The 12114-nt window shown below is 59.7% G+C and carries 10 protein-coding genes; 9 read left to right on the top strand and 1 reads right to left on the bottom strand.

Annotated elements, in window-relative coordinates; translation table 11 throughout:
• Positions 1 to 46: 46 nt before the first annotated feature.
• Complete coding sequence (locus JW799_RS00845; RefSeq protein ID WP_205428258.1) at positions 47 to 670, top strand: YcnI family copper-binding membrane protein; 624 nt, start codon at positions 47 to 49, stop codon at positions 668 to 670.
• A gap of 158 nt (positions 671 to 828) precedes the next feature.
• Here the strand turns inward: JW799_RS00845 and JW799_RS00840 are convergent, their stop codons facing one another.
• A complete protein-coding gene (locus tag JW799_RS00840; protein ID WP_205428257.1) occupies positions 829 to 1389 on the bottom strand; it encodes a permease in 561 nt (186 codons plus the stop codon).
• 508 nt (positions 1390 to 1897) lie between these two features.
• On the opposite strand from JW799_RS00840, the gene JW799_RS00835 reads away from it, so the two are divergent.
• The 8 genes from JW799_RS00835 (at position 1898) to JW799_RS00800 (ending at position 12079) form a co-directional block, all read left to right on the top strand.
• On the top strand, positions 1898 to 3589 hold the full coding sequence (locus JW799_RS00835) for a sensor histidine kinase (RefSeq protein WP_139787228.1): 1692 nt from the start codon (positions 1898 to 1900) through the stop codon (positions 3587 to 3589).
• A complete protein-coding gene (locus JW799_RS00830; protein WP_080836606.1) occupies positions 3590 to 5257 on the top strand; it encodes a response regulator in 1668 nt (555 codons plus the stop codon).
• A gap of 121 nt (positions 5258 to 5378) precedes the next feature.
• Complete coding sequence (locus JW799_RS00825; protein ID WP_080836608.1) at positions 5379 to 6695, top strand: ABC transporter substrate-binding protein; 1317 nt, start codon at positions 5379 to 5381, stop codon at positions 6693 to 6695.
• Between the two features lie 67 nt (positions 6696 to 6762).
• On the top strand, positions 6763 to 7632 hold the full coding sequence (locus JW799_RS00820) for a carbohydrate ABC transporter permease (protein WP_080836609.1): 870 nt from the start codon (positions 6763 to 6765) through the stop codon (positions 7630 to 7632).
• Between the two features lie 13 nt (positions 7633 to 7645).
• Positions 7646 to 8476 (top strand): carbohydrate ABC transporter permease, encoded by an 831-nt coding sequence (locus tag JW799_RS00815; protein ID WP_080836612.1) that lies wholly within the window; start codon positions 7646 to 7648, stop codon positions 8474 to 8476.
• A gap of 1 nt (position 8477) precedes the next feature.
• Positions 8478 to 9440, top strand: a complete 963-nt coding sequence (locus tag JW799_RS00810) for a phosphoglycerate dehydrogenase (protein ID WP_080836614.1) — start codon at positions 8478 to 8480, stop codon at positions 9438 to 9440.
• Positions 9441 to 9471: 31 nt separating this feature from the next.
• Positions 9472 to 10374: a dihydrodipicolinate synthase family protein gene (locus tag JW799_RS00805; protein ID WP_080836616.1), complete on the top strand. Its 903-nt coding sequence runs from the start codon at positions 9472 to 9474 to the stop codon at positions 10372 to 10374.
• A 40-nt stretch (positions 10375 to 10414) separates the two neighbouring features.
• On the top strand, positions 10415 to 12079 hold the full coding sequence (locus tag JW799_RS00800) for a ribulokinase (RefSeq protein WP_080836618.1): 1665 nt from the start codon (positions 10415 to 10417) through the stop codon (positions 12077 to 12079).
• Positions 12080 to 12114: the final 35 nt, after the last annotated feature.

The following is a 12114-nucleotide window of genomic DNA, read 5'->3' as shown; positions in this document are numbered from 1 at the left end:
TTATACTTGGTCTCATCCGCAATCAACGGAAAGGATTGGTCCTGTCATGAAAAAAAGGTTGTCTCTCGTTTTTGCGCTGTTTCTCGCCTTCGGGTTCGCCCAGGCGGCAAGCGCGCATGTGACGGTATCGCCGGGCGAAGTGGCGCAAGGCGCGTACCAGGTGTTTACGATTCGCGTCCCGTCCGAGAAGGACGCGGCTACGACCGAAGTGAAGCTGGACGTTCCGGACGGCGTCGAAGTGCTGCGGTTCGAGCCGAAGCCCGAATGGAGCTACGAGACGGAGACGAACGCGGACGGCAAAATCGTTTCCGTCGTCTGGACGACGTCCGGCAGCGGCCTGGGCGCGACGGAGTTTGGCGAGTTCCGCTTCCAGGGCCGGGTCGCGGCAGACGCCGCGGAGCTCGTCTGGAAAGCTTACCAGACGTACTCCGACGGCAGCGTCGTCGAATGGACCGGCGCCGAGGACGCCGACACGCCGGCTTCCGTGACGGCGGTGACGCCGTCGACCGGCGAGTCCGACGGCCACGGCCACGGCGCCGCTTCTTCCGGCGCCGCCGATGAGGCGTCCGACGGCGCGGGGCGGGATCCGCTGACGCTCGGCCTTGCGATCGCCGGCCTCGCCGCGGGCTTGCTGGCGCTTGTCGTCTCGCTCGTTCGCCGGAAGGCGTAGGGCGAGCCTTGCCCTCTTCGCGGCAAATGCTTGCTTGCCGCAATATGCGCTTGGCGGGGAGGCGCTTCCGTTTGGGGCGCTCCGTTGGAAGAGGCCGACCGGCCATCCGGCCGGCCTCTTTCCTTGCCGCCGAATCGTTGTCGCGGCGCGTCTTGCCGTCAGACGCTTATCATCATCGTGAGCGCGAGGAACAACCCCATGGCAATGACCGACGCCGTCGCCTTTTTCCGGCTTGTTTTTCCCGTCCCTTTCATGGCGTAACGCACATACATCGCGAATCCGATCGCAAGGATCGCCGTTTCCAGGATCATGCTGATTCCCGCATATTTCCACAGTCCGAAGCCAAGCAGCGGCAATTGGCCCGCATTTCCCGGCAAAATCGGCATGTCCGCCCGATGGACGATCAAATCGAGCAGCCAGTGGCTGAAGACGACGGACGCAATGGCGTAGCCGCCTTTTGCGCCCCAGGCGCGACGCGCGGCAAAGCCGGCGACGACGGCGATCAGCAGAGCGCCGACGAGAGAATGCGTATAATCGGCATGGAAGATCGTTTCGCCGTATCCGGTACCGATCGACGTGTCGGTCCGCTCGACGCCGGCCAAGTTCAGCGGAATGAAAAGAATGTCCAGCAATTGGGTCGCGACGATAAGAGACCAAAGCGGAAGCCTGGGCTGCGTTGCTTTGACGGCGGCTGCGATTCCGAAATGTCCTGCGAACATTGAATCTCTCCCTTTCGGCAATGGAATGCGGGATACCCGCTGCATAAAAAAACTAATATTATTAGTTTTTGCGATTTCAATATAACTAATGTGATTAGTTTTGTCAAGGGCCAGATTGACTTCCATCTTATCCCCGTACTCGCGCCGAACTTCCGCCAATAGCGTCCCTCGGTTCCGTCAATCAAGGCGGAAAACGGCCCCCAACGGAAATAGCGGCTGAGCCGGACCGTTATTTGCGAATTATCCGGCACCGCGAGCAAATAACGGCGTGAGGAGGCCGTTAATTTGGCGGGGCGAGGCGGAAACGGGACATGCAACGACGACGCGCCTGGTGCAACGGGACCAGCCAATCGATCGGCGGCAACCCGCGGCCCAATATTGAAAGCCCTTTCAATCATCTGGACTTTAATGCTAAGATGAATCTGCCCGTTCGAAGACCGCGATCGACGCCTGCAAACTTGCATACTCGCACCGCACTTTCACTTGCACATCTTAGGGGGAGCTTATAGTGAAACTGAACATCTTCAGCAAAATTTTCCTGCTTGTCATTTCGCTTCTCCTTCCCACGGTCGCCTTGTACGGTTACTCCTATCAAGTCAGCGTCGACGTCGTCCGGCAGACGGTCGAGGACAACAATTTGAACCGCCTCTCCTTTTTTATGAGCCAGATGGACATGATGGTCGACCAGCTGACGAAATATTCGGCGTCGGCAGGACGGGATTTCACCTTGCGGGAGTATTTGGACGGGCGGGGGAAAAGCGACCCGATTTTGCAGCTTCAGCGGCAGTTGCGGATTTTCGAGATGTTGAACATGCAAACCGCGACGAACGCCTGGAACAACCAGCTCATTTTGCACTTGACCGATTCGAAGGAAGTCATCTCGACCGATTATTCCGTCAAGTACGACGAACGGACGATCCGCGAAACGCCCCCCGGGGAATGGACGTACCGAAGCGCCGTCAGCTTCAGCATGAAGCAAATGCTGTTTTCGCAAATCAGGCCCGCGGGCATTCCGAACGTCTTCGTCGAAGTCCGGTTTACCGAGGACAACATCCGGAACATGCTCAGTCTCTACAAGCAGGGGGAGCTGACGGAGCCGTTTCTGTACCGGAAAGGCGAAGCGCCGATCGTCAGCTACACGGCTGACCGCACGACGATCGACCCGGCGGTCGGCATCCTCGAATCCATGAACCTCGAGGAAAGCGGCAACGCGGTCGTGACGCTGAACGGGAAAAAATACATGATCAACCATGCCCATTCCGGCAGCCTGGACTGGGCGATGGTCGATCTCGTGCCGCTCGAAACGATTTTTTCGCCGATCGTGACGAGCCGGAATCTGTTTTATTCCTCCATCGTGCTGCTGCTGGCGCTCAGCCTGTTGGCGACGCTGCTGCTGTACCGGAACGTGCAAAGGCCGATTCAATTGCTCGTCAAAGGCGTGCAGCGCGTCCGGGACGGCCGTTACTCGATCCGGCTTCACCCCCGGACGAACAACGAATTCGATTTTTTGTTCCGAAGCTTTAACGAAATGGCCGAAAAAATCGGGGACCTGATCGACAAGGTATACAAGGAAACGCTGCGGTCGAAGGAAGCGACCTTAAAGCATTTGCAATCGCAAATCAATCCCCACTTCCTGTACAACTGCCTGTTTTACATCAAGGGGATGGCAAGCCTCGGCGAAAAGGACGCGGTCGTGGCGATGGCGCTGAATCTCGGCGAGTATTACCGCTACACGACGCGGACCGAAAAAACGACGGCCACGGTGCGCGAAGAAGCGAAGCTTGTCCGCAACTATTTGGAAATCCAACTGCTGCGCATCCAGAGATTCCGGTACGAAATCGACATCCCGGAGGAGATGCTGGAGCTGGAAATTCCGAAGCTGCTGATCCAGCCGCTCGTCGAAAACGCGGTCATTCACGGCATCGAACCGAGCGAACGGTTCGGGGTCGTTACGATCAAGGGGGAAACGGGCCCGGACGGAAACCGCATCGTCGTGGAGGACAACGGCCCCGGAATGACGGAGGAGCGGATGATCGAGCTGAAGAAGCGGATTTCCGCCCCGCTCGAAGCGGAGACCGGCTGCGGGCTGTGGAACATCCACCAGCGGCTTCTTCACTTGTACGAGGAAGGCTCGGGCCTGTATTTTTCGAAATCGTCGAAAAACGGATTTCGCGCAGAACTTGTTTGGAGGGCCGAATAGATGAACGATACCGAACTTTACCGGCTGCTCATCGTCGATGACGAGGACACCGTCGTGGACAGCCTGGCCGATACGATCGATTGGACGAAGGCGGGCGTTTCGAACGTGTACAAGGCTTATTCCGGCAGCGAGGCATTGGAGATATTGAAAACGAACGCGATCGACATCGTCATGACCGATATTCGCATGCCCGGCATCAGCGGGCTCGAGCTGATCGCCAAAATCCGCGCCGGCTGGAAGCGAATCAAATGCATCCTGCTCTCGGGACATGCCGAGTTCGCCTACGCGCAAAAAGCGATCGCCCAGGACACGTTCGAATATTTGCTGAAGCCGGCGAGCGACGAGGATGTCGTCCGGACGGTCGGAAAAGCGGTGGACGCCTTGCGGCGGGAAAGGGACGAAAGCCGGTCGCACGAACGGTTCGCCAAGACGTTTCGGGAGCATCTGCCGCTGCTGCGGGGAGAACTGCTGAACGGGCTGCTGCAGGGAAGGGAATATTTGCACGGCCAGCTCGCCGAGAAGACGAAATCGCTGCGGCTCGACGTTCGCCCGGACGAACCGTTCGCGCTGATGGTCGTGCGTTTGGAGGGAAAGCTGGCGGAGCTGGATTTCTATCATTCGTCCCTGATGGAATATGCGATCCAGAACATGGCGGAGGAAGTTTGCGACGGCTGGTTCCGGCTTTGGAGCTGCAAGGACGTACACGGCTATTTGACGTTCATGGCCACGCTGAGCGACGAGCGGCGGCTGGAAGCGGCAGCGGAATCCGGGGCGGAGGAAGCGTTCCGACAGCTGCAATTCGCCGCTTCGCAGCTGCAGCTGAACGTAAACCGATACTTGAAAGGCACCGTCTCGGTCATCATCAGCGGTTGGGGCCGGTTTCCCCAGGACGTCAAGCGGTTGTACGACGAAAATCTGCTGGCGCTGCGCAAGCGGATCGGCAATCAGGCGGAATTGTTCATCTACGCGTCAGAAGAGACGGAGCCGGCTCCGGTCCGCTCCCTGCAAAGGCTGTACGAGCCCCCGCTGCTTCAGCATTTGATGGAGTCGGGCAACTGGGATCAGGCCGAAGCGAAGCTGTTGTCCGTTTGCGACGAGCTGAGGGCGAACTGGTCCCAATCGTTCGAGCATTTTACCGAAGCTTATTTTTACGTGTACGCTTCGTTCAGCTCGCTCGCGCACAAGCAGGGGCGCAGCCTGGCGGAGCTGATCGGCCCGGATTTGTCCGGCACCGCGGGCCTCGCGCCGATCCGTTCCCTGTCCTCGCTTCGGGACTGGATGCTGCGGGCGTTCGGCCGGCTCAAAATGTGCATCGAAAGCGAGCCGCGGCACGAGCGGGAAGACACGGTAGGGAAAATCAAACAGTTTATCCAGGAGCGGCTCGTGGAGGACGTCACCCTGCAAACGATCGCCGACCATTTGGGCGTTCATCCGGTTCACGTGTCCCGCTTGTTCAAGCTGGAAACCGGCGAAAACGTCAGCGATTTCGTGCTGCGGCTCAAGATGGAAAAGGCCGTTTCGCTGCTGGCCGATCCGGCCTTGAAAAATTACGAGATCGCGCTTCTGCTCGGCTACCAGAATCCGAATTATTTCATCAAGGTGTTTAAAAAGTACTATTCGGTCACGCCGCAGGATTACCGCAACGCTAATTTTATGCCATCGGATTAAAACCTCGCCATTTTCTCCCGACGGCTCGGCGCCTATGATGGAAGTGTAAAGGACGCCGCGGGCGCCAGCGTTCTTGCGGCGGAACTTATCGGCTTGAGACATAAGGGAGGATGGTTGCATCATGAAAAAGTGGGTTTCGGGTCTCATCGCGTTCGCCTTGGTCTTCTCGCTTGCGGCATGCAGCTCCGGCGGCGAAAGCGGCGGAGCGGAGACGGGGCAGGACGGCAAAAAGCAGACGCTGACGTTTTGGATGAAAAAGCAGCTGTTCGACGACCAGAACGAGCTGGTTCAGGAACGGGCGAAGCAATTCGGGGAAGAGAACAACGTCGACGTGAACGTCGAGCTGATCGCATACGAAGATTTTTACCCGAAGTGGAGCGCGGCGATCGAATCGAAAACCGTGCCGGACGTTTCCTTTTTCGGGTATCAGGAAATCGGGCAGTTTTACGGAAAAGGCGTGCTCGAAGATGTAAGCGGACTCATTACGGAAATCGAAGCCGCGAACGGCGAAATCCAGCCGAGCATGAAAAAGGCCATCACGTTCGACGGCAAGCAGTACGGGGTGCCGTTCTGGACGGAAAGCCAGGTGCTGTACTACCGCAAGGATATGCTGGAAGCGGCCGGCTTCGACGGTCCTCCGGAAACGTGGGACGAATTCCGCTCGATGGCCAAGGCGCTGACCGATCCGGGCAAGGGCGTGTACGGCGCGGGCATTGGGTACGGCAAAGGCAACTCCGACGCCGAATTTTTGACGCGGGGCATCATCTGGTCCTACGGCGGTTCGGTGGACACGAAGGACGGCGGCGCGATCGTCAACTCGCCGGAGACGGTTCAGGCGACGCAGTTCATCCGCGATATTTTCCTGACGGACGGAAGCACGCCGCCGAGCGCGGTCGGCTGGGACGACAGCGGCAACAACAAAGCGTATTTGAGCGGTCAGGCCGCGATGATTTTCAACGTCGGAAGCACGCTGGCCACGATCAAGAACGAAAACCCGGACCTGTACGAGAAGACGGGCATCGCCATGTATCCGGCCGGTCCGAAGGGGCGGTTCATTCCCGGCATCAGCAACAATCTCGGCATTTTCAAAGATTCCGCGAACAAGGATTTGGCGAAAAAGTTCATCGCGTTCATGCTGGAGCCCGACTGGTACAAGACGTGGGTGGAAAAGGGCGCGCCGCTTACGGGCCCCGTGCTCACCGCCTTGAAATCGGAGCCGGTATGGCAGGAGGAAAAGAACAAGGCGTTCGTCGAATCCGTGGACGAATTTTATTTCCTCGGATATCCGGACGAGTACAGCCCGCAGGCCGGCGAAGTGTTTAACCTGCGAATCGTCAACGATACGTTCCAGAAGCTGCTGCTCGAAGCGAATTACACGCCGGAAATCGCGGTGCAGGACCTTCACCAGAAAATCGCGGAAATTTACGAAAAGCAATAATTCATTCCTGCGGCTAAGGAGTCGGAATTACGGCTCCTTAGCCGTAAAAGTCAGGCGGTGAATCATCATGAGAAGGTTGGACGACAACAAGCTCGCATACGCGCTCATGAGCCCGGTGCTCATCTATTTGACGGCGATCATGGTCGTTCCGTTCGGCTGGGCGGTGTACTTGAGCTTCACGAACAAAATGGTCGGAAGCCCCGCCGTCTTTAACGGTCTCGACAATTATATCGAACTGTTCAAGGATCCCTTGTTCTGGAAAGCGGTCCGCAACACGGTCGTGTTCACGCTCGTCGCCGTCGTCGCGAAGACGGCGTTCGGCATGATCATGGCGCTCGTGCTGAACGAAAAAATCGTCTTCCGCAACCTGTTCCGCGTCCTGCTGTTCCTGCCGTGGACGATCCCGACGATCGTTTCGGTCTTTACGTGGCAGTGGATCTATTCCGACGTCGGCGGCGTGCTCAATTTCCTGCTCATGAAAATCGGCGCGATCGGCCGGCCGGTCGGCTGGCTCGCAAGCCCCGATCTGGCGATGCTTTCGGTCATCGCCGTGAACGTGTGGCGGGGGATTCCGTTTATCGGCATCGCGATTTTGGCGGGCCTGCAGACGGTATCCAAGGAAATGTACGAGGCGGCGATGCTCGACGGGGCGGGGCCGGTCAAGCGTTTCTTCTCGATGACGCTCCCTTCCATCAGGGAAGTGACCGTCATGGCCGCCGTCATCACGACGATCTGGACGCTGAACGATTTCGAAATCGTCTGGCTCCTGACGCGGGGAGGCCCGTCGAACGGCACGCAGCTGCTTTCTACGCTCAGCTATACGATCGGATTTTTGAACATGGATTTGGGGAAGGCGATCGCGATTTCGATTTTGACGCTGCCTCCGCTCGTTCTGCTCATTCATTTCATCACGAAGCGTTCGCTGTCCGAGCGCTGAAAGGGGGATACGCATGGAACGCAAATCGCGGATCCAGCTTGTCGTCACCTATGTCGCACTGGCGATGCTTCTCGTCATCGCCCTGTTCCCCCTGTACTGGATGCTCAACACCTCGTTCAAATCGCAGGGCGAAATTTACAACATGGTTCCGTCGTTCTGGCCGAAGGAGTTTACGTGGTCGGCTTACGAAAAGCTGATTACGGAAAAGAATTTCCTGGTCAACATCAAAAACAGCCTGATCGTCGCGCTCGTCGTTTCCTTCTTCTCGATCGTCGTCAGCGTGCTGGCAGCCTACGCGATCGCCAAGCTTCGCTTTCGCGGAAAACGGCTCATCTCGAACGGCATTCTTTACGCCTACCTCATGCCCCGCGCCGTGCTGTTCATTCCGCTGTACATGCTCATTTCGTCGATCGGCGCGAACGACTCCCTGTTCGGGCTGCTGCTGATCTACCCGACGATCACGATTCCTTACGCGACCTGGATGCTCATTTCGTACTTCAAGTCGATTCCCGACGAAATCGAGGAGGCGGCGATGATCGACGGGTGCAGCCGGACGCGGACGCTGCTCAACATCATTTTTCCGTTATCCGCGCCCGGCATCGCCGCCACGTTCATTTTCGCGTTTACGCTTTGCTGGAGCGAGTATTTGTACGCGCTCGTCGTCATTACGGACAGCGCGGACAAGACGATCACGCTCGGCCTGTCCGACATGATCGTCGGCGACGTCTTCGCGTGGGGACCGCTGATGGGCGGCTCGATGATCGCCTCGATTCCCGTCGTCATCATGTATTTGATGACCTCGAAATATATGGTCAGCGGAATGACCGTCGGAGGAGTGAAGTAGCATGGACGGCCGGAAAAAAGTATTGGTGACGGCGACGAATTTTTCGCTGCTGTGTCCGGAAGGGAAAAAGCTGCTGGAGGAAGCCGGTTGCGACATCGTCGAAAACCGGGTGGGCCGGCCGCATACGTTCGAGGAGCTCGTCCCGCTCGTCGGCGATGTCGACGGCGTCATCGCGGGCGTCGATACGTGGAACGAGGCGGTGTTCAAGCTCGCGCCGAGACTTGCGGCAATCGCCCGCTTCGGCGTGGGCGTCGACAACATCGACCTGGACCAGGCGAAGCGGTACGGCATCCGGGTCAGCAACGTGCCCGGCGGCAACGCGAACGCGGTCGCGGAACTGACCGTCGGGCTGATCCTGTCCGCCATGCGCGGCATTCCCGCGCTGCATCAGTCTGCGCGCCGGGGATATTGGGACCGCCGCGTCGGCGAAGAGCTGGAAGGCAAGACGGTCGGCCTGCTCGGCTTCGGCAATATCGCCCGCCTGACGGCGAAAAAGCTGAGCGGGTTCGACGTCCGGCTGATCGCTTACGATAAATACCCGGATGCGGCGAAAGCGGCGGAGCTTGGGGTCCGCATGGTCGAGGGGGACGAGGTGCTCGCCGCAAGCGACGTCGTCAGCATGCATCTGCCGAGCCTGCCCGAAACGCGGCACATGATGAGCCATGCCCAATTCAAGCGGATGAAGCCGACCGCTTACTTCGTCAACACCGCCCGCGGGGCGCTCGTGGACGAGGCGGCGCTGCTTCATGCGCTTCGGACGCGATCGATCGCGGGAGCGGCGATCGACGTCTACGAACAGGAGCCGGTTTCGGCCGACAATCCTTTGCTTGCGCTTGACAATCTGATTGCGACGCCGCATACGGCGGCGGAAACCGCGGAAACGTACCGGCGCGTCGGCATCGCCGTTTCGGAAGCGCTGCTGTGCGTATTCGCGGGCAAGGAGCCGCCCCATCGGCTGGCGTAATCCCTATTTCAAACTGCGAGGAGCGACCCGGATGAAACGATTATACGGAGTGACGACGGCGATGGTGACCCCCTTTACGAAGGAAGGGGAAGTCGATTTGGACGCCGTCGCGAGACTGACGGAATTTTTGATCGGAAAGGGCGTGCATTGCCTGTACCCGCTCGGCACGACCGGCGAGATGATCCGTTTGTCGGTCGAGGAGCGCAAGCAGGTCGCCGAAACGGTCGTCCGAACGGCAGCCGGACGAACGACGGCTTTCATTCACGTCGGAGCGGCGACGCAGCCGGATGCGATCGAATTGGCCAGGCATGCGCACGAGATCGGAGCCGACGGCATCGGCGTCGTGACGCCGATTTTCCTCGGCGCGAGCGAGCGCGAGCTGGAGCATTACTTCGTAACCGTCGCGAGCAGCGTGCCGGCGGATTTCCCCGTTTATCTGTACAACATTCCCCAGTGCGCGGCAAACGACCTGCCGGCCGGCGTCGCGCAGCGCGTCGCGGACCGCTGCCCGAACGTCGTCGGCATCAAGTACAGCTATCCCGATTTTCTCCGGACGAGCGAGTATTTGAACGTTAACGGCGGGAACTTCTCGGTTATGCAGGGCGCGGACCGGTTATTTCTGGCGGCGCTCGCTCTCGGCTGCGACGGGGTCGTCTCCGGCGTCTCCTGCGTATATCCGGAACCGTTCGTCGCGGTGTACGAGGCGTACGAGCGCGGCGATCTGGCCGAGGCGAGAAAATGGCAGCGGATTGCCGTCCGGTATTGCGAAGCGCTCAAAAGCGGCAGCAACATGGCCTACTTCAAGGAAGGGTTGCGCCTGAGGGGCGTCGACGCCGGGGCGATGCGCGCTCCCCAACTGGACCTGCTCCCCGAGGAGGCGGAAGCGCTCGGACGAATGCTGCGGCAGTTGAACGAAGAAACGTCTTATGCGTAACGGTTTGCCGGCGGCAAGCCGGGAAAGGATGGCAGAACGAATGGATAAGCTTTATGCCATCGGCGTCGATTACGGCACCGAATCGGGAAGGGCGCTGCTCGTCGATGTCTCCAACGGGGAAGAAGTCGCCGTTCACGTGACGGCATACCCTCACGGGGTCATCGACGAGGCGCTTCCCGGATCGGGAATCCGGCTCGGGCGCGACTGGGCGCTCCAGCATCCGGGCGATTACCTCGAGGTGCTGCGCCGTTCAGTCCCGGAAGTGCTGCGCTTGTCCGGGGTAAGCCCGGACCGGGTCATCGGCGTCGGCATCGATTTTACGGCTTGCACGATGATGCCTTTGGACGAAGCGGGAGTGCCGCTATGCTTGCGAACCGAGTGGAAGGACCACCCCCACGCCTGGGTCAAGTTGTGGAAGCACCACGCGGCGCAGGAGGAAGCCAGCCGGATCAACGACATCGCCCGCGAGCGGGGAGAGCTTTTTTTGTCGAGATACGGCGGCAAGCTCTCGTCGGAATGGATGCTGCCCAAGGTTTGGCAGATTTTAAACGAAGCTCCCGAAATTTACGAACGGGCCGACCTGTTCATGGAAGCGGCGGACTGGGTGGTCATGCAGCTGACCGGCCGGCTTGTCCGCAGCGCCTGCGCGGCCGGTTACAAAGCCTTGTGGCATAAGCGGGACGGCTATCCGTCTTCGGCTTTCATGCGGGCGCTGGATCCCCGCCTGGAGCGTCTCGCCGCAACCAAACTGAGAGGCCCGGTCGCGCCGCTGGGCGGAAGAGCCGGCGAACTCGGCGAGCTGGCCGCCGAATGGACGGGGCTGCTTCCCGGCACGGCCGTCGCCGTCGGAATCGTCGACGCGCACGCCATGGTGCCGGCCTGCGGCGTCGTCGCGCCCGGCAAGCTGGTCATGACGATGGGCACTTCGACCTGCCATTTGCTTCTAAGCGACAAGGAAGTGCCGGCGAAAGGAATTTGCGGGGTTGCCGAGGACGGCATCGTTCCCGGGCTGTACGGATACGAAGCGGGACAGTCGGCGGTGGGCGACATTTTTGCCTGGTTCGTGGGGGAAGCGGTACCCGAATACGCGAAGCGGGAGGCGGCTCGGGAGGGCGTTGGCGTTCATGCGTGGCTGGAGCGGAAAGCTTCCCTTCTGAGACCGGGGGAAAGCGGGCTGCTGGCGCTCGACTGGTGGAACGGAAACCGCTCCGTGCTGATGGACGCGGATCTGACGGGGCTGATGATCGGCTATACGCTTCAAACGAAGCCGGAGGAGACGTATCGCGCCTTGCTCGAGGCGACCGCTTTCGGGACGCGCGCCATCATCGAAGCTTTCGCGGCAGCCGGGATCGGCGCGGACGAGCTGTACGCCTGCGGCGGGCTCCCGCAGCGGAACCGCCTGCTGATGCAAATTTACGCGGACGTGACCGGCCGCCCGATCAAAATCGCCGACTCGGTGCAGACGGCGGCGCTCGGCGCCGCGATGCACGGCGCGGCGGCGGCCGGAACGGAAGCGGGCGGTCACGCTTCGATCGCGGAGGCGGCGCGGCATATGGCCCGCGTCCGGGAGGAAACGTTCAAGCCGTCCGAGGAGCATGCGCGAATTTACGACCGGCTGTATGCGGAGTACGTCAAGCTTCAGGAATATTTCGGGCAAGGCGGCAATGCGGTCATGAAGCGTCTGAAGGCGATGAAGGAGGTTTGATCGAATAAGGCCATCGTTCGGGTTTCGTCTCCTCC

The organism is Cohnella algarum, assembly GCF_016937515.1.
Classification (GTDB): domain Bacteria; phylum Bacillota; class Bacilli; order Paenibacillales; family Paenibacillaceae; genus Cohnella; species Cohnella algarum.
The sequence above is the reverse complement of the archived record's forward strand: the minus strand, read 5'-3'. Positions and strand labels throughout refer to the sequence as shown.